The organism is Rhodococcus sp. IEGM 1406 (assembly GCF_030056745.1).
Lineage (GTDB): Bacteria > Actinomycetota > Actinomycetes > Mycobacteriales > Mycobacteriaceae > Rhodococcus_F > Rhodococcus_F erythropolis.
Genome location: NZ_JASHKO010000002.1, coordinates 876,021 through 896,156, shown reverse-complemented (window position 1 = coordinate 896,156; position 20,136 = coordinate 876,021). Strand labels below are relative to the sequence as shown.

The 20,136-nt window shown below is 64.6% G+C and carries 18 protein-coding genes and 1 pseudogene; 14 read left to right on the top strand and 5 right to left on the bottom strand.

The annotated features are described in order from the left end of the window. Positions 1 to 33 precede the first annotated feature (33 nt). From serB to yczE, 3 genes are read left to right on the top strand one after another with little or no spacing between them, the layout of a single operon-like run. Positions 34 to 1,254: a phosphoserine phosphatase SerB gene (serB, locus tag QM596_RS13520; protein ID WP_020969288.1), complete on the top strand. Its 1,221-nt coding sequence runs from the start codon at positions 34 to 36 to the stop codon at positions 1,252 to 1,254. Then, positions 1,251 to 2,036: a peptidyl-tRNA hydrolase gene (locus tag QM596_RS13515; RefSeq protein WP_084326023.1), complete on the top strand. Its 786-nt coding sequence runs from the start codon at positions 1,251 to 1,253 to the stop codon at positions 2,034 to 2,036. Before serB ends, QM596_RS13515 begins: the two co-directional genes overlap by 4 nt. 37 nt (positions 2,037 to 2,073) lie before the next feature. Next, complete coding sequence (gene yczE / locus QM596_RS13510; protein ID WP_029255092.1) at positions 2,074 to 2,868, top strand: membrane protein YczE; 795 nt, start codon at positions 2,074 to 2,076, stop codon at positions 2,866 to 2,868. On the opposite strand, the pseudogene glgX reads toward yczE, so the two are convergent. Next, a pseudogene (glgX, locus tag QM596_RS13505) lies at positions 2,781 to 4,823 on the bottom strand (glycogen debranching protein GlgX); the annotation flags it as partial. The gene yczE and the pseudogene glgX overlap by 88 nt on opposite strands. A 51-nt stretch (positions 4,824 to 4,874) precedes the next feature. On the opposite strand from glgX, the gene QM596_RS13500 reads away from it, so the two are divergent. The 5 genes from QM596_RS13500 to QM596_RS13480 are packed head-to-tail and all read left to right on the top strand — an operon-like array spanning position 4,875 to position 9,590. Continuing rightward, positions 4,875 to 5,696: an ABC transporter ATP-binding protein gene (locus tag QM596_RS13500; RefSeq protein ID WP_003944728.1), complete on the top strand. Its 822-nt coding sequence runs from the start codon at positions 4,875 to 4,877 to the stop codon at positions 5,694 to 5,696. A gap of 56 nt (positions 5,697 to 5,752) precedes the next feature. Further along, positions 5,753 to 6,571: an NUDIX hydrolase gene (locus QM596_RS13495; RefSeq protein ID WP_080910888.1), complete on the top strand. Its 819-nt coding sequence runs from the start codon at positions 5,753 to 5,755 to the stop codon at positions 6,569 to 6,571. A 10-nt stretch (positions 6,572 to 6,581) separates the two neighbouring features. Then, positions 6,582 to 7,361, top strand: a complete 780-nt coding sequence (locus tag QM596_RS13490) for an enoyl-CoA hydratase/isomerase family protein (protein ID WP_003944701.1) — start codon at positions 6,582 to 6,584, stop codon at positions 7,359 to 7,361. A gap of 53 nt (positions 7,362 to 7,414) precedes the next feature. Beyond that, on the top strand, positions 7,415 to 8,431 hold the full coding sequence (locus tag QM596_RS13485) for a class I SAM-dependent methyltransferase (RefSeq protein ID WP_003944733.1): 1,017 nt from the start codon (positions 7,415 to 7,417) through the stop codon (positions 8,429 to 8,431). A 1-nt stretch (position 8,432) separates the two neighbouring features. Further along, entirely contained in the window at positions 8,433 to 9,590 is a 1,158-nt protein-coding gene (locus tag QM596_RS13480; RefSeq protein WP_283309193.1) for a THUMP-like domain-containing protein, read from the top strand. Position 9,591: 1 nt separating this feature from the next. Here QM596_RS13480 and QM596_RS13475 read toward each other — a convergent pair whose 3' ends face one another. Next, entirely contained in the window at positions 9,592 to 10,899 is a 1,308-nt protein-coding gene (locus tag QM596_RS13475) for an outer membrane protein assembly factor BamB family protein (RefSeq protein ID WP_029255097.1), read from the bottom strand. 137 nt (positions 10,900 to 11,036) lie between these two features. Here QM596_RS13475 and QM596_RS13470 point away from each other — a divergent pair, with 137 nt between their 5' ends. Both QM596_RS13470 and QM596_RS13465 read left to right on the top strand, forming a co-directional pair. Continuing rightward, complete coding sequence (locus QM596_RS13470; protein ID WP_019747901.1) at positions 11,037 to 11,801, top strand: acyltransferase; 765 nt, start codon at positions 11,037 to 11,039, stop codon at positions 11,799 to 11,801. A gap of 97 nt (positions 11,802 to 11,898) precedes the next feature. Beyond that, positions 11,899 to 12,534: a maleylpyruvate isomerase family mycothiol-dependent enzyme gene (locus tag QM596_RS13465; RefSeq protein WP_019747902.1), complete on the top strand. Its 636-nt coding sequence runs from the start codon at positions 11,899 to 11,901 to the stop codon at positions 12,532 to 12,534. A 10-nt stretch (positions 12,535 to 12,544) separates the two neighbouring features. Here QM596_RS13465 and QM596_RS13460 read toward each other — a convergent pair whose 3' ends face one another. From QM596_RS13460 to QM596_RS13450, 3 genes are read right to left on the bottom strand one after another with little or no spacing between them, the layout of a single operon-like run. Continuing rightward, positions 12,545 to 13,789 (bottom strand): glycosyltransferase family 4 protein, encoded by a 1,245-nt coding sequence (locus QM596_RS13460; protein ID WP_021343880.1) that lies wholly within the window; start codon positions 13,787 to 13,789, stop codon positions 12,545 to 12,547. Then, entirely contained in the window at positions 13,786 to 15,321 is a 1,536-nt protein-coding gene (locus QM596_RS13455) for a 1,4-alpha-glucan branching protein domain-containing protein (protein ID WP_021343881.1), read from the bottom strand. The genes QM596_RS13460 and QM596_RS13455 overlap by 4 nt, the downstream gene beginning before the upstream one ends. Positions 15,322 to 15,350: 29 nt before the next feature. Further along, the gene (locus QM596_RS13450; RefSeq protein WP_044479608.1) at positions 15,351 to 16,145 is read right to left on the bottom strand and encodes a class I SAM-dependent methyltransferase; all 795 of its coding nucleotides are present in this window, start codon (positions 16,143 to 16,145) and stop codon (positions 15,351 to 15,353) included. A 271-nt stretch (positions 16,146 to 16,416) separates the two neighbouring features. On the opposite strand from QM596_RS13450, the gene QM596_RS13445 reads away from it, so the two are divergent. The 4 genes from QM596_RS13445 to QM596_RS13430 all read left to right on the top strand — a co-directional run bounded on the left by QM596_RS13445 (position 16,417) and on the right by QM596_RS13430 (position 20,093). Then, the gene (locus tag QM596_RS13445; RefSeq protein WP_019747906.1) at positions 16,417 to 17,217 is read left to right on the top strand and encodes an electron transfer flavoprotein subunit beta/FixA family protein; all 801 of its coding nucleotides are present in this window, start codon (positions 16,417 to 16,419) and stop codon (positions 17,215 to 17,217) included. Between the two features lie 48 nt (positions 17,218 to 17,265). Continuing rightward, on the top strand, positions 17,266 to 18,222 hold the full coding sequence (locus QM596_RS13440; RefSeq protein ID WP_046378376.1) for an electron transfer flavoprotein subunit alpha/FixB family protein: 957 nt from the start codon (positions 17,266 to 17,268) through the stop codon (positions 18,220 to 18,222). Positions 18,223 to 18,357: 135 nt separating this feature from the next. Further along, positions 18,358 to 19,194: a GNAT family N-acetyltransferase gene (locus QM596_RS13435; protein ID WP_029255099.1), complete on the top strand. Its 837-nt coding sequence runs from the start codon at positions 18,358 to 18,360 to the stop codon at positions 19,192 to 19,194. Next, positions 19,194 to 20,093 carry a lysophospholipid acyltransferase family protein gene (locus QM596_RS13430; protein WP_153212474.1) on the top strand — a complete coding sequence of 300 codons (900 nt, stop codon included), beginning with the start codon at positions 19,194 to 19,196 and terminating at the stop codon, positions 20,091 to 20,093. Before QM596_RS13435 ends, QM596_RS13430 begins: the two co-directional genes overlap by 1 nt. Positions 20,094 to 20,136: the final 43 nt, after the last annotated feature.

Genomic DNA, 20,136 nt, shown 5'->3' with positions numbered 1-20,136 from the left:
AAGACGCGAACGAAGAAACGATCGGAGTTTTCGGTGGGTGCCTCTGACACCACTGTTCTGGTGACTGTGACCGGGCCGGACCGCCCTGGCGTCACCTCGGTACTGTTCGCGGCGCTGTCGCGGCACGATGTGCGTCTACTCGACGTGGAGCAGGTGGTGATTCGAGGTCGACTGACACTCGGCGTCATGGTGGCCTGCCCGAACGATCCCGAAGCCCTTCAGGAAGAGCTCGAACAGGCGATGGCGACGGTCGGAATGAACGTCGACATCGAAATCGGTGCCGATCCAGGTCGACCTGCAGTGTCCACTCACGCGGTCGTTGTTCTCGGCAGCCCCGTCAATGCCCGCGCAATGCGTTCGGTGGCACGCGAACTCGCGAAGCAGGGCGCCAACATCGACTCCATCCGTGGTGTCGCCGACTATCCGGTCACCGGCCTCGAACTCAGCGTCAGCGCAGCCGATACTGTCGACGGCGACGCGAAGCTGCGTACCGGACTCGCCGAGGTCGCCGCGCTCGAAAACGTCGACATCGCAGTCGAGCGCGCAGGACTGGCTCGCCGGGCCAAGCGACTGATCGTGTTCGACGTGGACTCGACGCTCGTACAGGGCGAGGTCATCGAGATGCTCGCCGCGAAGGCCGGCGTCGAGGACGAGGTCCGCGCCGTGACCGAAGCTGCGATGCGCGGCGAGATCGACTTCACCGAATCACTGCACCAGCGTGTGGCGACACTCGCCGGTCTCGATGCCTCCGTCATCGACGAGGTGGCAGAGAGCATCGAACTGACGCCGGGTGCGCGCACCACGATCCGTACCCTGCGCCGCCTCGGATTCCACTGCGGCGTGGTGTCCGGCGGTTTCCGCCAGGTCATCGAAGGCCTCGCACACGAACTCGAACTGGACTTCGTGCACGCCAACACCCTCGAGATCGTCGACGGCAAGCTGACCGGACGTGTGATCGGTGAAATCGTCGACCGCGCCGCGAAGGCCGTCGCGTTGCGCAAGTTCGCCGATCAGGTCGGTGTGCCGATGGAACAGACTGTCGCCGTCGGTGACGGTGCCAACGACATCGATATGCTCAACGCCGCGGGACTGGGTGTGGCGTTCAACGCCAAGCCCGCGTTGCGGGAGGTCGCGGACGCGGCTTTGTCGCATCCCTTCCTCGATGCTGTGCTGTTCATTCTCGGTGTGACCCGCGACGAGGTCGAGGCTGCGGACGCCGTCGACGGTGGCGTACGACGCGTTCCGATTCCATGAGTTCCGATCCAGCAGTCAGTTCCGATCCAGCAGTGAAGTCCGGCCCCGATTCTCGCTGGCGCGAGCGCCACGCGGTGTTGGCCGCTGGGTACGGTGGGCGAGACGATCCCGCGGATCCGGCACTGGTGTTGGCGATGCCGATCATTCTCCACATCCCGAAGGCAGACCCGCCGAAGCGCACTGCACTGCTCGAGGCTGCCGCAACGGCGGCAGTGGCGCTGTGCCTGGACGAACGCGTCGGGTTCACCGAAGACGGGGAGCCCGGCCCGTGGCACGAGGACTATTCGGCGTGGGTGGGTGCCCGGATCCGGAAAGTGTCTCGCCGAGCGCGTGGAGCCCAGTGGCTCGCCGCGCAAGAGGTACCGGGAATCACCGTCGACGTGGATGGCGCCCAGGCGCGGGCTCTAGTTCCCGGGCCGGTCGGAGAACTGGACCCGCGAATCAAGAAGTTGCAGATCGGTGGCACCGACCTGGAGCACGACGAGCCTGGCCAGCCAGAGCCCGGTCTTCCGGTGCTGTGGATCGACTCGGCGCTCGAGATGACGGTAGGCAAGGCGTCGGCACAGGTAGGGCATGCCTCGATGTTGTTGGCAGCGGCCATGTCCGAGAAACAGTGCTGGGTATGGGCGCAGAACGACTTTCGCTGCTCGGTACGCGACGCAAGTCCGAAACAGTGGGCCGAGGCAGTAGACCGATTGAAGCGGTCGGAGGCTGTCGCGGTTCGTGATGCGGGCTTCACGGAAGTGGCACCAGGCTCCATGACAGTCATCGCGGTTCCGTAGAGACCTAACCGACCAGTCCAGTATCGACAACTTGGCTATGGATGAACAGTCCAGTGGCCTTCAAGATGGTCGAGTGTTGATACGGAGATTCGCCTCGCTGTTCGTTGGTCTGTGGTTGTACGGCTTCTCGATGGCCATGATGATCACAGCCGGCCTCGGACTGGACCCCTGGGATGTGTTCCATCAGGGCGTGGCCGAGCATGTTTCGCTCAGTTTCGGCGTGATCACTGCGATTACCGGTGCGGTGGTACTGCTGCTCTGGATTCCGATCCGTCAGCGGCCAGGGTTCGGCACGGTCGCCAATGTCGTGGTAATTGCAATCTCGGTGGATACTTCACTGGCCTTCTTGCCGGTCTTTGATTCCATGCCAGTTCGCGCCGCGATCATGGTCGCGGGAATCCTCCTCAACGGACTGGCCAGCGTTCTCTACATCGGCGCAGGCATGGGGCCCGGTCCCCGCGACGGGTTGATGACAGGACTGGTGGCGCGCACCGGCTTGTCGGTCAGGCTCGTGCGAACCAGCATCGAAATCGCGGTCCTCGCTACCGGATGGCTCCTCGGTGGAACGGTTGGCGTCGGAACAGTGTTGTACGCCTTCGGGATCGGGCCGACCATTCAATTACTGATCAAGGTGCTGCCGGATTCCATGACAGCAGCGGTTACCGGCGGACGTGTCACGGAACGTAAGGCCAAGACCGTGGGTCCGGTCAATGAGATCTCCGTGCCGACGGGAACTTCGGCCGTGGAGGCGGGTTCGCCGGTCGGTGACGCCGAATCGAACGATGCAGTCAATGTGCCGTCGAACCATTCCGGGGTGCCGACGGTGACCTGAACCGGTCCACCGGAATGCAGGATCAGGAGCCAACTGTCGTCACCGAGTGGGCGCCCGGTTCGAGTGTGAGACCGAACGTCGGCTCCGTCGATCCAGGCCTGCAGCGTTCGGTGACTCTCGTCGTACCATGCGGTGTCGTCGAACTCGACGCCGGCAGCGTCGAACCAGACGAGGTCCGGGTGCTCCAGTCTTCTTCTGCCTTCGAAGAATTCGGGCTGACGCAACGCCGGTGCCGCTCGGCGTAATCCGAACGCTCGGGAGACGAACTGCACCAACGACTGATCGGCCGCCGTCCAGTCCAGGGCCCACGAATCGGCTGGGGAGGCAAGTGTGGGAACACAATACGCGTTGTTGTTTCCGCCGAGACTGTGGCCGAACTCGTCTCCGGCGGTGAGCATCGGTGTGCCTGTCGACAGCACGAGCGTGGCCAGTAGCGCCCGTACATGACGTGCCCTGGCGTCCTGAATCTCGGGATCGGTGCTCGGGCCTTCGATTCCGTGGTTGAACGAATCGTTGTGATCGGCGCCGTCACGATTGTCTTCACCGTTGGCTTCGTTGTGCTTGTGGTTGTACGCGACCAGATCGGCGGCGGTGAACCCGTCGTGCGCTGTGACGAAGTTGATCGACGCCCATGGGCGACGGCCGCTGCCGGCAAAGATGTCCTCGGAACCGGCGAGGCGCGACGCGACCTTCCGGACGCTGGAGCCGCCGTTCCAGAAATGGCGAATAGTGCTGCGGTACTTGTCGTTCCATTCCGACCATTGGAGTCCGAAGTTTCCGACCTGGTAACCGTCGGCAGTGGCATCCCACGGTTCGGCGATGAGCTTGCACCGGGTCAGTACCGGATCGGAGGAGATGGCCGACAAGATGGACGCCCGCTGGTCGAAGCCGCCGCCGCGCGGCCTACCCAACGCGCTCGCGAGATCGAATCGGAAGCCGTCGACACCCATTTCGGTGGCCCAATAGCGGAGGCTGTCGGTGATCATGCGGACGGCGATGGGGGAGCAGGCGTCGACCGTGTTGCCGCACCCGGTCAGGTCGATGTCGCGGCCGTCGCCGTCGAGAAGGTAGTAGCCGGGGCCGTCCAAACCTCGCCAGCTGACGCTGATTCCGTCGACACTCTGCTCGCAGGTGTGGTTGTAGGCGACGTCGAGGATGACCTCGATGCCTGCCGCGTGTAGTGCGTCGACCATGATCCGGAACTCGGTGACTTCGCCGCCCGGAGTTGCCGCGTATCCGGGATGCGGGGCGAAGTACGACGCCGTCGAGTATCCCCAGTGGTTGCGCATCCCTCGCTCGAGGACGCTCTGTTCGGTCAGAAACGCCTGTACGGGAAGCAGTTCCACGGCGGTGACGCCGAGTGAGACGAGGTGATCGATCACGGCCGGTGCCGTCAGGCCGAGGTACGTTCCGCGGTGGGCGGCGGGTACTCCTGGATGACTGGCGGTGTACGCGCCCACATGCAGTTCGTAGATCACGCTTTCCTCCCACGGCGTCTCGAGGCGGGCTCCGGCGGGCACGAGGCCGGGAGTCACCACGGACAGCGGCACGTGGCCGAGCGAGTCGAGGGTAGACGGGTCGCCGAAAGGATCGTCGGCGTACGACAGGAGGGTACGGTGGTCACCGAGTTCCCCCTCGATGCGGCACGCCCACGGATCGATGAGCAGCTTGTGTGGGTTCAGTCTCAGTCCGGCGCGCGGATTCCACGGGCCGCTTGCCCGAATTCCGTATCGCTGCCCCGCACCGATCCCGGCGATGATCCCGTGCCAGATTCCGTACGTGTGTTGCCGGAGTTCGACGCGATCTTCGTTTCCGTCCTGGTCGATCAGGCAGATCTGGACGCTCGACGCAGCTGGTGCGTGGACCGCGAACTGGGTTCCGGAGTCCACGATGTTGGCGCCGAGTGGGAACGGAGACCCGGGCGTCGGGGTGCGAGTTTCGATGAGAGGCGACACGCAAGATGATCCTGCCGTGAACGGCCGGAGAATGTGCGGGAAGATGTTCGGGTGCCGCTACCTGATCCAGATCTGCTCATCGATTTCGACAACGTACTCATCCGTCGGGGAGGGTCCACTCTGGTGGGGCCCGTCACCTGGAAAGTGGAGCTGGACGAGCGATGGGTGGTGCTCGGACCCAACGGTGCCGGCAAGACCTCGCTGCTGCGCATCGCGGCCGGTGAGACTTTCCCGACCAGTGGTTCTGCCCACCTCCTTGGCGAAGTTCTCGGCAAGGTCGACGTCAACGAGTTGCGCCCGCGAATCGGTTTGTCCTCGTCGTCGTTGGCGAACCGCGTGCCCGGCGACGAGAAGGTCAGCGACCTCGTCGTGTCGGCGGGCTACGCCGTTCTCGGTCGGTGGCGCGAGGAGTACGAATCCATGGACACCTCGCGCGCTGTGGAGATGCTCGAAAGCCTCGGCGCCGAGCACCTGGCGGATCGCACGTACGGGACGCTTTCCGAAGGCGAGCGCAAGCGCGTCCTCATCGCGCGAGCCTTGATGACCGATCCCGAACTTCTTCTCCTGGACGAGCCCGCCGCCGGGCTCGATCTCGGTGGACGTGAGGAACTTGTGGCCAGACTCGCCGAACTGGCTGCCGATCCGGACGCCCCGGCAACCGTTCTGATCACCCATCACGTCGAGGAGATCCCGCCGGGATTCACTCACGCACTCCTTCTCAAGGAAGGTGAGGTCGTCTCTCAGGGCCTTCTGGACGACGTCATCACCGCCGAAAATCTGAGCGCGGCATTCAGCCAGTCCATCAGCCTCGACAAGGCGGACGGCAGATACTTCGCACGACGTGCGAGGCCGTCCGGGGCTCATCGCGCGTGAGCTTCAGTGGGACCTGAAATGCGGCCCAGATCACAGATCGCGTAGGTTCGCGAAGCATGGCTAACGAGAATGCAAACGCTGTCCCCGAGCCCAAGGATGCGTCGACCGTCATCTTGGTGCGCGATGCCGAATCCGGGATCGAGATCTTCCTGCTTCAACGAGTACAGGGGATGGCGTTTGCCGGGGGCATGACGGTCTTCCCCGGCGGAGGCGTCGACAAGTCCGATGCGACGGCAGAGGTCGAGTGGGCCGGACCGTCGGTCGAGTGGTGGGCCGAGCGGTTCAGCACGGATGTGGCTCGGGCGAAGGCTCTCGTCTTGGCTGCGGTGCGGGAAACGTTCGAGGAGTGCGGCGTTCTGCTCGCCGGACCGACCGCGGACACCGTCGTCGCGGACACGGCCGGCTACGCACAGGACCGCGTTGCTCTCGAAAAGCACGAACTGTCGTTCAGCGATTTCCTGAAGAAGGAGAACCTGGTCCTGCGAACGGATCTGCTGCGGCCGTGGGCGAACTGGATCACGCCGGTGGGCGAGACCCGCCGCTACGACACGCGCTTTTTCGTCGCAGCGTCACCGACCGGACAGATCGCGGACGGGGTCACCTCCGAGGCCGCCGAGGTGCGTTGGCAGAGCCCGCGGGACGCGCTGGCGCATTGGCGGGAGGGTGGCAGCATCCTGTTGCCGCCGACGTGGAGTCAGCTCACCGAATTGGCCAAGTTCAGTTCGGTGGCGGAGATACTCGCAGCCGAGCCGGAGATTCCCGTCATCCTGCCTACGTTGATCACCGACGAGGAGACTCTGCGCGTCGAGTTCCCGAATCAGGACGGTTACTACGTCGCCGGGCCGCATCCGTGGTCGGTCAAGGCGGCAAAGTAACCTCTCGATCATGGCTGAATTTGTGACTCTCGAGGTTTCCGAAGGCATCGGCACCATCCGTCTGGCGCGCCCGCCCATGAACGCTCTGAACCGTCAGGTCCAGGACGAGTTGGCTGCTGCCGCACACGCTGCGACCGTCGACAAGGCAGTCAAGGCCGTCATCGTCTACGGCGGCGAGAAAGTCTTCGCAGCCGGTGCCGACGTCAAGGAAATGGCCGAGATGGATTACGGCCAGATCCGTGACGCCATCGGTGGCATGCAGGCCGGACTCGGCGCCGTGGCGTCGATCCCGAAGCCGACCGTTGCCGCGATCACCGGATACGCACTCGGTGGCGGACTCGAAGTTGCACTCTCGGCCGATCGCCGGATCGTCGGAGACAACGCCAAGCTCGGAGTTCCGGAGATTCTGCTCGGAATCATTCCCGGTGGCGGCGGAACGCAGCGCCTGGCTCGTCTGATCGGACCGGCCAAGGCCAAGGATCTGGTCTTCACCGGCCGTTTCGTCGGGGCTGACGAGGCGTTGGCCATCGGTTTGGTCGACGAGGTCGTCGCTCCCGACGACGTGTACACCGCCGCTCGCACGTGGGCCTCGCAGTTCGTCGGGGGAGCGTCACGTGCGTTGGCTGCTGCCAAGGCAGCCATCGACGAGGGTCTGAACACCGACCTGGAATCCGGGCTCAAGATCGAGCAGCATCTGTTCGCCGGATTGTTCGCGACCAAGGATCAGGCGATCGGCATGGAGTCGTTCATCGCCAACGGTCCGGGCAAGGCCGAGTTCACGGGCGAGTAGGCTCCCCTAAACTAGAACTTGTTCATCTCTTACCAGCGAGTAGGATAGCCGCCATGACAGCCAGCCCGAATGACGACGCAACCGTCACGCCGCCCGCCGCTACCGACACCTCGGTAGTCGACCCCGCGCCGCGGCCGCACGCCACGGCCGAAGAGGTCGAGGCCGCTCGTAAGGACACCAAGCTCGCCCAGGTGCTCTACCACGACTGGGAAGCCGAAACCTACGACGACAAGTGGTCCATCTCGTACGACGAGCGCTGCATCGACTACGCACGTGGTCGTTTCGACGCCGTCGCGGGCGATCAGCCGCTCCCGTACGAGCGCGCCCTCGAACTGGGTTGCGGCACCGGATTCTTCCTCCTGAACCTGATGCAGGGTGGAGTCGCCAAGACCGGTTCGGTCACCGACCTCTCGCCCGGCATGGTCAAGGTCGCACTGCGCAATGCAGAAAGCCTCGGCCTTCCGGTCGACGGCCGTGTTGCCGATGCCGAGACCATTCCGTACGAGGACAACACCTTCGACCTGGTAGTCGGCCACGCCGTGCTGCACCACATTCCCGACGTCGAGAAGTCGCTGCGCGAGGTCCTTCGTGTCCTCAAGCCCGGCGGCCGTTTCGTCTTCGCCGGTGAGCCCACGACTGTCGGTAACTTCTACGCCCGCTGGCTCGGCCGCGCGACGTGGGAAGCAACCACACGCGTGACCAAGCTGCCGTTCCTGGCAGATTGGCGTCGCCCGCAGGAAGAGCTCGACGAGTCCTCTCGCGCAGCAGCGCTCGAAGCAGTCGTCGACATCCACACGTTCGACCCCACCGACCTCGAGAACATGGCGAAGTCCGCGGGAGCCGATCAGGTCCACGCTGCCACCGAGGAATTCGCCGCGGCGCTTCTCGGATGGCCGGTCCGTACCTTCGAAGCAGCTGTTCCGCCGGAGAAGCTCGGTTGGGGCTGGGGACGTTTCGCTTTCGGTGGTTGGAAGACGCTCAGCTGGGTCGACGAGAAGGTGCTCCGCCACGTCGTTCCTCGCGGATTCTTCTACAACGTCATGATCACCGGCGTGAAGCCCGGCAACTGAATTGGGTTATGACTTCACCCTCGGCGACGTCGACTATCTCGGAAGTGATTCCGGCGTAGCTGCCTTGGCCGAGGTGGATCAGCTCGAACTGTCCACGCGTACGCGTCTGGCCGACATCGGCCGGGCGCGTACGCGTTTCGGTGATCACATGCCTGCGCTCGTGGACACCGTCCTGCTTCGACGCAAGGCCGCTTCGAAACTGCCCGGCAGTGATCAGTGGTTGTTCACGGACGACGCGATGCAGCAGGCCACTCCCGGTGTTGTGGCGGCGCACCGCGCGCAGCGTCTGATCGGGCGCGACGTCCACGACGTGACGTGCTCAATCGGCGCCGAACTGCATGCCTTGACCGGAGTTGCGCATCGCGTGATCGGCAGCGACATCGATTCCGTTCGCCTGGCGATGGCACAGCGCAATGTGCCGAGCGCAGCGTTGTTGCGGGCCGACGCGCTCCGCCCGACGACACGCGACACCGTCGTACTGGCGGACCCCGCCCGGCGATCGGGCGGTCGCCGCACTCACGATCCGGCAGCGTTGATGCCGCCGCTACCGGACCTCATCGAGGCGTACTCCGGCCGTGATCTCGCGGTGAAGTGTGCTCCCGGACTCGATTTCGACAATCTGGGCTGGGACGGGGAAGTCGAGGTCGTCTCGCTCGACGGCGGCGTCAAGGAAGCCTGCCTGTGGTCGACGGGACTGGCCGAGTCCGGCGTCACGCGTCGAGCTTCGGTGCTTCGCTCCGACGGGAGCGTGTGGGCGATCACCGACGCCGAGGACGACGTGATTCCGGAGCAAGCTCCGGGGGAGTGGATCATCGACCCGGACGGAGCGGTAGTGCGAGCAGGCCTCGTGCGCCACTACGCGGCCAGACACGGCCTCTGGCAGCTCGATCCACGCATCGCTTATCTGACCGGTGACAGCGTCCCTGAGGGAGTTCGCGGATTCCGGATCCTCGAGCAGATCAAGTACTCGGAGAAACTGCTCAAACAGACACTGTCCAAGCGGGACTGCGGTGTGGCCGAAATTTTGGTGCGAGGAGTCGACGTGGACCCGGCAGTCCTGCGTCCACGGCTCAAGCTCAAGGGCTCGCTTGCACTGAGTGTCGTGATCGTGCGGATCGGACGATCGGCGTCGGCCTTCATCTGTGAGGCTTCCCGCTAGCTCACTTGAAGACGAACAGCTCACCGATTGCGCTGGGCGTCAACACTTCGCCCTTGGGGCCGATCGAGGTGCCGACGGTGAAGCCGACTGCTCCCGGCAACGTGTCCTGATCCACCGTCTCACCGGTTTCGGTGTCGAAGGTGATCAGGCTCAGTCCGTTCTCACCCTCACGGACGACGGTGTATCCGGTGTTGCCGGCGGTCTGCGCCGGAACACCCAGTTGCAGAAGGTCTTTACGTTCCCAGGCCAGTTCGGCGTGATCTCCCTCGTCGCGCACGGCAAGGAGGTGGCCCTTGTCGCCGCCGGCGGGAATGATCAAACCGTCGTCGGACGTCGAGGCACTACCGGCCGAGTTGAAGCCGATGTCGTAACTCCACCTGGTGTCACCGGTTTCGGCGTTCACTGCCCAGAGAGATCCGTTGTTGTCGGTGGCGTAGACGGTCTTGCCGTCCTTCGACAGGTCCGGGCTCGACGCCGTTCCACCGGGAAGCGCGTCGGTGGACCACTCGCGGGTGATGGACGGATTGTCGCCGCCCGTGTACTTCATGGCGACCAGATCGGCTGCCCGAGAACTGGGTCCGTAGAAGGTGAAGTAGAACTTGCCGGTGCCCAGGTCCACTGCCGGGGTATTGGCCACCGGGCAGCCGGACGTGCCGAGGAAGCACTCGTTCAAACCCTTGTTGTCGGGAATGAGTTCTGCATTTGCGCCCTGGTCGATCGACGGCGGCGGGATCAGGTCGAACGACGGAACCACTTTGGCACCGGTCTGCGGGTCGAGCACGTTGATCTGACCCAATTGGGTGATGAACAACAGGTTTCCGTCGCCGGTGAACTGCGACGAGAGAGGAGTGCCCACAACGAGCGTGCGCCAACGCAATTGACCCGTCTCGGTGAAGGACATCATCGCGCCGCTCTCGCCGACGTAGACATTGGTGGCCGTGTCGACGATGGGCGTCGAGGCGACGACTCCGTCGTTGAGTCGAGCGCACCACTTCTTCCGACCCGTATCCATCTGGAACGAGAAGAGATTGCAGCCGTTCTCGGTGCGGGCGGTGACGAAGCTCTGGCCGTTCGCGGCCACCGAGGCGTACGCGGCGACCGGACCGCCGAGAGGGCGTGACCATGCGAACTCGACATCGCGTGATCCGGTGACCGGGCTCGTGTCGCTGTTGCGGGCGTCGGCATGCATGGCCGGCCAACCCGCCGACGCGTACCGGTCCACCCGTCCGTCGTCGCTGCCGCAACCGGCGATCAGGGCCGCAGCGATCGCCGTCGACACCATCACGGACGACCGTAGGACCCGCCGCATCACAATCTCCCTGCCTTCACTTGATCAAGAGCCCTCGGTAACTGCACAAGCCCGGACCAGAGACTATCCCGACCGGGGCAACGTGACGGGGCACACCCCGAGGGTCGGTGAGTCGGCCCCACGTAGGCTGAACACTCATGACGAGCATGTGGGGCGCACCGTTGCGCACTCGATGGCGGGGATCACGCCGAGGCGACAGCGATCAGGCCAAGTTCTTGACGGTCGATTCCCTCAAATGGGTTCTGGCGAACAAGGCGTACACACCCTGGTATCTGGTGCGGTACTACCGTCTCGCCAAGTTCAAGATGGCCAACCCGCACGTGATCCTGCGCGGCATGGTGTTCCTCGGCAAGAACGTCGAAATCCATTCGACCCCCGACCTGTCCCGCCTCGAGATCGGGCGCTGGGTACACATCGGCGACGGCAACGCGATCCGTTGCCACGAAGGTTCGCTGCGCATCGGCGACAAGGTCGTCTTCGGCAAGGACAATGTCGTCAACACCTACCTCGACATCGAAATCGGTGCGTCGACGCTCGTAGCCGACTGGTGCTACATCTGCGACTTCGACCACCGCATGGACGACATCAACACACCGATCAAGGACCAGGGCATCGTCAAGGGCCCCGTCCGTATCGGCCCGGACACCTGGGTGGCAGCGAAGGTCACCGTGCTGCGAAATACCCGCGTCGGACGCGGTTGTGTCCTCGGTGCGCACGCCGTCGTCAAGGGAGACATCCCGGATTTCAGCATCGCGGTCGGCTCGCCCGCGAAGGCGGTCAAGAACCGCAAGTCCGATTGGGAAGCCGGCGCTGCCGATCGTGCAAAGTACATCGCGGCACTCGAGGACATCGCACGCAAGAAGGCTGCTGCGGACGCTGCCGACGCGTCGTCGACGTCGTAGCTCACTTTTTGGCAGAACCAGCGATTACTTTCGGCGCCGCCACCGGTCTGTATCGGTATCGGCGCCGAAAGTCTGCGCCGGTGAAAGGAGTGCCGACATGAGCGAACAGACACCCGAATGGGTCGTGGCGCAGCGCCGCGAACTGGTGGGATTTCTCGAAGGCCTGAGCGCGGAGCAGTGGAACGCGCCGACCCTGTGCGACGGGTGGCGGGTCCGCGAAGTGATCGCGCACATCACCATGCCCTACCGATACTCGGCGCCGCGATTCGTCGTGGAAATGGTCAAGTCACGCGGAAACTTCAACAAGATGTCGAATCGGCGAGCGCTCGCCGACGCGTCGGAAGTCGGTGAGCAACAACTGCTTGCCTCGCTTCGCGACAACGTCGCACACCCGTGGAAGCCGCCGGGCGGTGGCTTCGAGGGCGCACTCTCACACGACGTGATTCACGGTCAGGACATTCGCGTGGCACTCGGCGACGACTACGTGGTGCCCGAAGACCGGCTCACTCGTGTGCTCAGCGGACTCTCGCCCAAAACCGTGAAGTATTTCGGAACTGACCTCGACGGCGCTCGGTTGCGCGCCGACGACCGAGACTGGACGTACGGTGCCGGCGCCGAGGTTCACGGAGCGGCGCAGGACTTGTTGCTGGTGTTGTGTGGCCGGATGTTGCCACCAGGCCATCTGCTCGGGGATGCGAGTTCTCGCTTCACCGCGCCCCTCCCGACCCGCTGAGGTCAGCGCTTCAGCGACCAGGGAGCGGCCGCTCGGGAATCTGCGGCCGCGCCAACGGCTGCCGCACCCGACGCTTCGCGCCCGCGTAGACGTGAGCAGTCTCCTCGGCGACCTGATGCCAGTCGAAGTCCGACGTCAGGCGTGCCCGGGCGGCCACTGCCCGTTCCTGCGCCCCGGCGGGATCGTCGAGAACCTCGCGGACCGCCGAGGTGAGCCCGGCGATGTCACCCGGTTGGAACGACATCCCGGTCACCCCGTCGACTACCGCTTCGCCCAGTCCGCCTGCTGTGGACGTGATCAGCGGAGTGCCGGCTGCCGCCGCTTCGAGGGCGATGATCCCGAACGGCTCGTAGCGCGACGGCAGGACGATGGCGTCCGCTCCGTGCAGCCAGCTGAGCAGTTCCGCGTGATCGAGGTTGCCGAGAAAGTCCACTGCCCGCGCGACGCGATGTGTGCGCGCCTGTTGGTAGAGCCAGGTGAACTGGGTGCCTTCGCCCGCGATCGCGAGGGTCGTGCCGGGGTGGCTACGACGGATTCGGGGGAGTGCCGCGATAGCGTCCTGCACACCCTTCTCGTATTCCAGGCGGCCGACGAAGAGGAGCTTCGGCGGCCCTGACCGCGGTCCACGTTCGCGAAAGCTCCACGTGGTCACGTCGATTCCGTTGCGGATGACAGTGATCGGCGGCAGCGTCGGACCGTAGAGTTCGGTCACTTCTTCCTGCATGGACGCCGAACAGGTTATGAGAGAGTCGGATTCGTTTGCCAGCCACCACTCGACCGAGTGGACCTGGCGGTTGATGCGTCCGGAGATCCAACCGCTGTGGCGACCCGCCTCGGTGGCGTGAAGCGTGGAAACCAGTGGGACATCATAGAATTCGGCCAAGGCGATCGCCGGATGTGCGACCAGCCAGTCGTGTGCGTGCACGACGTCCGGTTGCCAGCCCTCGCCCACTCCTGGCTTGTGCAGCGCCATCCCGGCACGGACCATCGCGTGACCCATCGCGAGGGTCCACGCGAGCATGTCCTCGCCGAAGACGAAGTGTGCCGGGTCCTCGGCCACTGCGACGACCAGTACGCCTTCGGAGATGTGCGTGACCGTCGGGTGCGTCGACGCATCGGTGCCGGAGGGGCGGCGCGAGAGAACCACGACTTCGTGGCCTGCAGCCGCAAGCTCGGTGGCGAGATGGTGGACGTGTCGGCCGAGGCCGCCGACAACGACCGGTGGGTACTCCCACGAGACGATGAGAATCTTCACGACGCGCTCCCGTTCACCAGTTCTGTGTCAGGCAGACGGCGAGCATCCAGCCCCGGGAACAATCCGTCGGCGCGATTCCAGCCTTCGGCCAGCCGCTCGGCCACGGCATCGCGGCCGGAAACGAGCGCTTCGGAGATTTCCCTGGTCGCGTGGGCGTGCTTGTGTGCGCGTTCACGGGCGTACCCCGCGGCCGAATCCTTGCTCACCATGAATGCCCAATCGCTCGAAACTGTCATCAGTGTCTCGCGAAGGACCTGATCGTTGACCCGGTTTCGCAGTTCCGGTCGGCCGGGTGCGTTGTCGCGGCCGCGAGACTTGTCCACGGTGGTGAGGGCGGTATCGACCACCTCGGAGTTCAGTTGCACGAGGTCGGACACCTGATCGCCGGCCCATACGCGCCAGTCCTTGCCCGATCCCCAGGACGAATCCTCGAGCTGAACGGGTTCGCCCACGTATCCCGATTCCTTGGCGTCGGCGAGGGTGCCGACGCGAATTCCGGCTTCCGGAAGCGCGCGCAGGAGCTTCTCGAGCCACTGCGGGCCTTCGTGCCACCAGTGCCCGAACAGTTCGGTGTCGAATGCTGCGACCACGAGGGCGTCGCGGCCGATGCGGGTGGATTCACTGCGCAGACGCGCCCGAACGGTTTCGACGAAGTCGGCGACATGCTTGTCGACGGCGGCGGCGGCGAGTTCGGGGTCGTACGGCAACTTGTCGGCGGAGTCGACGGTCCGGCCGGTGACCCGCGAGGGCTTGAGACCCGTCTCGTGGTCGTAGGTGTGGAAGTCGCGGTAAGCAGCGTGACCCGGATATCCGGATTTCGGGGACCAGACGCGGTAGCTGACCTGAAGGTCGCGGCCGAAGGCAACCACGTCGGATTCTCGAACCGGGCGACCGAGGGACGTGTCGCCGCGCAAGGCGGGGCCGTCGACCATGAAGTGGGTGACGCCCGCTTCGGCGTACCCGCGCTCCATGCCCGGGGTGTACCCGCACTCAGGTCCCCAGATCCCGGTCGGAGTGTGGTTCCACCGGGCATGCGCGTCGGCGAGACCTTCGCGGAGGGAGAACGCACGCAAGCGAGGGTCGAGCAGCGGTTGGAACGGGTGGGCCAGCGGCCCGCCGAGAAGCTCGAAGGCCTCGCGGTCGATGAGGTCGCGGAACACGGGTGAGGCGCCGTGCTGCCAATGAGTCTCGAAATCTTCGAGAGCCGCTGCGGACGCTCGGTGTTCGCGCGCTCCGAGTTCGCGGTGCGCTGCGTCCGGCATGCCGGCGGCCTCGTGTGCACGGATCTGCCAGTTGCCGAGCCAGTGATGCATACCGGCGAGGCAGTGGGGATCGTCCAACTGGGCCGCGAGCACCGGCGTGATTCCCAGCGTCAGCAGGTGCGATCGGCCCTCGTCGGCCAGGCGTCGTAGCGCGGCGGCGAGCGGAATGTACGACGCAGCCCAGGACTGGTAGATCCATTCCTCGCCGACGGGCCATCTGCCGTGGTTGGCGAGCCACGGCAGATGGGAGTGCAGAACCAGGGCGAACATCCCCGGTTCGGTGACGGGTGTTGCGTTACTCACTCGCCGGATTCCTTCACGGCAGTTTCTTTCACGGCGATAGCGACGAGGTCGAGGCTGTCGTCGATGTCGGGTTCGCTGATGCTGAAGTCGTCGACGGTGATGCCCTCGACGTCGCGGGTGAGATCTTCGGGCCAGGGCTCACCGGCCAACGCGCGGTCGATCTGCGCGTTGATGAACGATCCGCCGTGCTTGGCGTCGAGTTCCTTCAGGCGTGAACCGTGGTGGACGCCGGTCATCAACTGAACGCGGAATCCGGCGTCTTCGAGCAATTCGGTCATTTCGGCGGCGTTGAGCTCACGAGTGTGGAAAGGGTTGAGCGGCGTGTCGCGGCCGGGGGAGAACGTGATCCGGTTGGGGGTACTGATCAGAAGTTCACCGCCGGGAGCGAGAACTCGGAAGCACTCGCGCAGGAACTGACCCTGATCCCACAGGTGCTCGATAACCTGGAAATTGACGACGACGTCAACCGAGTTGTCGGCCAGTGGAAGCTCGGCGAGGTTGCCGTGAAGCATCTCGACGCGGGGGTAGCGCGCACGAACGTGTTCGACCGCGGAGACATCGTAGTCGAGGCCGGTAACCTTCGTTGCGACGTCCGCAATCATGTTGGCGCCGTAGCCTTCTCCGGATCCGGCCTCGAGGACTCGGCGGTCCGTGCAGCGCTCCAGAAGTGCGCGGTACACCACTTCGTGGCGTCGGAACCAGTAGTTCTCCTCGGGGATTCCTGGCACGGTTCGTTCGCCCGTCAAGGGCAGGGGTGCGTCCTCGTGGTTGCTGACACTCGTTTCACTCACCCGTGCGAGATTAGTGCCATCCGAGTAGAACGTGTTCGCCGTGGTCCAGATCACTGCTGTCAATTCCTGTTCGTGCCGTTATGGTGGACGAGGTTCCACGTTAAGTTACCCACCGGTAACTTAACGTGGGGTAATCTAACGCACAGCCGACGTGAACCGAGAAATTCGCCCGTGGGGAGACCTGTCGGACTCTCTTTTCGGACGCTCGGACTGCGCGAGCACCACAGACGATTTATCAGGTGAATTACACACAGGAGGTCGACGAAGACCCATGACGAATATCGTTGTTTTGATCAAGCAGGTCCCCGACACATGGTCCGAGCGCAAGCTGACCGACGGCGACTACACGCTTGACCGTGAAGCCGCTGACGCAGTCCTCGACGAGATCAACGAGCGCTCCGTCGAAGAAGCACTCCTCATCAAGGAAGCTCAGGGCGGTGAGGTAACGGTGCTGTCCGCAGGTCCCGACCGCGCCACCGACGCTATCCGCAAGGCTCTGTCGATGGGCGCCGACAAGGCCGTCCACATCAACGACCCGGCACTGCACGGCTCCGACGCGATCCAGACCGCATGGACGCTCGCTGCTGCTCTCGGACAGATCACCTTCGAGAACGACGAGCCTGCCGACCTGATCATCGCCGGCAACGAGGCCACCGACGGCCGCGTCGGCGCTGTTCCGGCCATTATCGCCGAGTACCTGGGCATCCCGCAGCTCACGCAGCTGCGCAAGGTCGTCGTCGCCGACGGCAAGATCACCGGTGAGCGCGAGACCGACGAGGGCGTCTTCGGCCTCGAGGCTTCGCTGCCCGCGATCGTCTCGGTCACCGAGAAGATCAACGAGCCGCGCTTCCCGTCCTTCAAGGGCATCATGGCCGCGAAGAAGAAGGAAGTTCTCGTTTACACGCTGGCCGACCTCGGAGTCGACCCGGAGACCGTCGGAGTTGCCAACGCCGGCACCACCGTGACGTCCTCCACCCCGAAGCCCCCCCGTACCGCTGGTGAGCGCATCGCCGACGAGGGAGACGGTGGCACCAAGATTGCCGCTTACCTCGTCAGCAACAAGGTCATCTGATCGCGCCCTTCTAGACATCCAGCAGAAGAACTCAGGGAGAGTTAAGTCATGGCAGAAGTACTTGTGCTCGTAGAGCACGCAGAGGGTGCGCTGAAGAAGGTCAGCACCGAACTCATCACCGCTGCACGCGCACTCGGTGAGCCGTCGGCAGTTGTCGCCGGCCCCGCGGGCACCGCAGCAAAGCTCGCCGAAGCTCTGGCAGCAGCCGGAGCCGAGAAGATCTACGTCGCCGAGTCCGACGACATCGACGGCTACCTCGTCACCCCCAAGGTCGACGTTCTCGCCGCTCTGGTCGAGTCCACCAGCCCGGCAGCAGTCATCACCGCAGCCGGCACCGAGGGCAAAGAGGTTGCCGGTCGTCTGGCCGCACGTCTGGGCTCCGGACTGCTGACCGACGTCATCGAGATCAAGGCTGACGGCACCGGCGTCCACTCCATCTTCGGTGGCGCGTTCACCGTCGAAGCCAAGGCCAACGGCGACGTTCCCGTCTACTCGGTTCGTCCGGGTGCAGTCGAGGCTGCTCCGCAGGCCGGCGCAGGCGAGCAGATCACCGTCGAGGTTCCGGCTCAGGACGAGAGTGCCGTCAAGGTCACCTCGCGTGAGCCCATTGTCGGCGGCGACCGCCCCGAGCTCACCGAGGCGTCGGTTGTCGTCTCCGGTGGACGTGGCGTCGGCAGCGCGGACAAGTTCTCCGTCGTCGAAGAGCTGGCCGATTCCCTCGGTGCTGCAGTCGGTGCTTCGCGTGCCGCTGTGGACTCGGGTTACTACCCCGGACAGTTCCAGGTCGGTCAGACCGGTAAGACGGTCTCCCCGCAGCTGTACATCGCGCTCGGCATTTCCGGTGCCATCCAGCACCGCGCCGGCATGCAGACGTCCAAGACCATCGTCGCGGTCAACAAGGACGAAGAGGCACCCATCTTCGAGATCGCCGACTTCGGCATCGTGGGCGACCTGTTCAACGTCGCACCGCAGCTCACCGAAGCTGTGAAGTCCCACAAGGGCTAAAAAGCACAAACTGCTGTGCGCCTTTATCAACCCCCCGCGGTTGATAAAGGCGCACAGTGCTTTATTCACCCGGCCTGCATCGGCATGTCACTTCGCCGATACCGAGACGCCGTTCGCGCTCGATAAACCTTGCGCATGACAATTACGTCAGTCCTTCGCTCCGCGAGTGACAATCTCGGCCGTGAGGTCGCCCAGCCGAGATATTCCCTGATCGTCTCCTCCGACCGCGAGCATCGTGTCGCAGCGCAGCGCCTTCGATACCGAGTGTTCGCCTCCGAGCCAGGCTTCTCCCTCCCGGCCTCGGCCGGGGTCTTCGAACTCGACGCCGACGGCTTCGACGAATTCTGTGATCATCTACTCGTTCGTGACAACATCACCGAGGAGTACGTCGGCTGCTACCGAATGCTGCCGCCGGATTCCGCTGCGGCGGCGGGTGGGTATTACACCGCAACCGAATTCGACATCTCCGCGCTCGATCCGGTGTCGAACAGGATCGTCGAAATGGGTCGCGCGTGCGTCGATCCCGCGCACCGCACCGGATCCGTCCTGAGCCTGATGTGGTCGGGCATCCTGCATTATCTCGAACTGACCGGATACGAGTGGGTGATGGGCTGCGTCTCCGTGCCCATCTTGCCGAGCCCCGATTCAATTGCCGGCGCCGATGTCCGCGGCGTCCGTGACTTCGTGATGAACAAACACGCCAGTCCGGGGTCGCGGCGGGTGACGCCACGAAACCCGGTGGTCCTCGGCGGTCTGACGCTCGACGAGATTGCCGCACCGGAACGCGTGACGATGCCGCCGTTGCTCCGTGGCTACTTGCGGATGGGCGCGATGATCTGCGGGGAACCTGCTCACGATCCCGAGTTCGGTGTGGCCGATTTTGTTGCGCTGCAAGGCCTTCACTCCGCCAACAAGCGCTATCTGGAACGGCTGCGATCGGCGGCCGCCGCACACGAATCGGGGATCGGCTGATGACCGCGACGGTGCCGTACTGGGTGCCGACGAGCCCCTGCGGCGACGGGTGCCTACCTACGGACGCACCCGGTGTGTCGAGTATCACCGTGATGGCCCGCGGGGTCATGGTCGGCGCCGCACTGGTGACTGCGCCGGTGCTCTCGGCCGGCTGGCTGCTCCCGCGCACCTGGCGTACGGAGATGCAACGCGGATACTCGCGCGCGTTGCTGCGTTGTCTGGGAATGAAGCTCACGGTCGACGATCAGCGGTTGGGGCGCGCCGAACCGGCGGGCGTGATGGTTGTCGCCGGTCACGTGTCGTGGACCGACGTCCTCGTCGCGAGTGCCGTTGCCCCGGCCAACTTCGTCGCCCGTGCCGACCTGCTCGACTGGGCAGTGCTCGGTGGTCTCGCGCGCCGGATGCGCGTAGTGCCCATCGATCGCGCCCGACTGCGTGAACTTCCCGGAACCGTCGACGTCGTTCGCGAACGACTTCAGCGTGGTGTCCGCGTAATGGTGTTTCCCGAGGGAACGACCTGGTGCGGGCGGGCGTACGGAGGTTTTCGCCCGGCGATGTTCCAAGCTGCCGTCGACGCCGAATGCCCGGTTCAGCCGATGGCGATCCGCTACGAGAACGCCGACGGTTCCCTGTGCACCGGACCGTGCTTTGTCGGCACCGAAACTATCGGTCAGTCCATCCGTCGGATCCTGCGTCAGAAGAACGTCGAGGTGAAGGTCAGGCTGGCTCCGCTCGAGGAGGCAGGGGAGTGTCGAGTCGACCTCGCGCAGCGATGCGAGAGAGCCGTACGTGGCGTCGAAACCATCGATCTGGCAGCTCACGACATCTTCGACCCCACACCGCCCCTCGTGACACAAGCCGTGGGACAAATCGAGCCCTCCCCGGCGATGACCGCCTAGCCTCCGAGCGAGGCTGGGCGAGTTCTCGTGCTGGGCTATCCTT

Bases quoted from the DNA above. Each gene is read 5' to 3' on its own strand.
- QM596_RS13515 (WP_084326023.1), top strand. From the start codon at position 1,251: ATGAGTTCCGATCCAGCAGTCAGTTCCGATCCAGCAGTGAAGTCCGGC.
- yczE (WP_029255092.1), top strand. From the start codon at position 2,074: ATGGATGAACAGTCCAGTGGCCTTCAAGATGGTCGAGTGTTGATACGG.
- QM596_RS13495 (WP_080910888.1), top strand. From the start codon at position 5,753: ATGGCTAACGAGAATGCAAACGCTGTCCCCGAGCCCAAGGATGCGTCG.
- QM596_RS13490 (WP_003944701.1), top strand. From the start codon at position 6,582: ATGGCTGAATTTGTGACTCTCGAGGTTTCCGAAGGCATCGGCACCATC.
- QM596_RS13485 (WP_003944733.1), top strand. From the start codon at position 7,415: ATGACAGCCAGCCCGAATGACGACGCAACCGTCACGCCGCCCGCCGCT.
- QM596_RS13475 (WP_029255097.1), bottom strand. From the start codon at position 10,899: ATGCGGCGGGTCCTACGGTCGTCCGTGATGGTGTCGACGGCGATCGCT.
- QM596_RS13470 (WP_019747901.1), top strand. From the start codon at position 11,037: ATGACGAGCATGTGGGGCGCACCGTTGCGCACTCGATGGCGGGGATCA.
- QM596_RS13465 (WP_019747902.1), top strand. From the start codon at position 11,899: ATGAGCGAACAGACACCCGAATGGGTCGTGGCGCAGCGCCGCGAACTG.
- QM596_RS13455 (WP_021343881.1), bottom strand. From the start codon at position 15,321: ATGTTCGCCCTGGTTCTGCACTCCCATCTGCCGTGGCTCGCCAACCAC.
- QM596_RS13445 (WP_019747906.1), top strand. From the start codon at position 16,417: ATGACGAATATCGTTGTTTTGATCAAGCAGGTCCCCGACACATGGTCC.
- QM596_RS13440 (WP_046378376.1), top strand. From the start codon at position 17,266: ATGGCAGAAGTACTTGTGCTCGTAGAGCACGCAGAGGGTGCGCTGAAG.
- QM596_RS13435 (WP_029255099.1), top strand. From the start codon at position 18,358: ATGACAATTACGTCAGTCCTTCGCTCCGCGAGTGACAATCTCGGCCGT.
- QM596_RS13430 (WP_153212474.1), top strand. From the start codon at position 19,194: ATGACCGCGACGGTGCCGTACTGGGTGCCGACGAGCCCCTGCGGCGAC.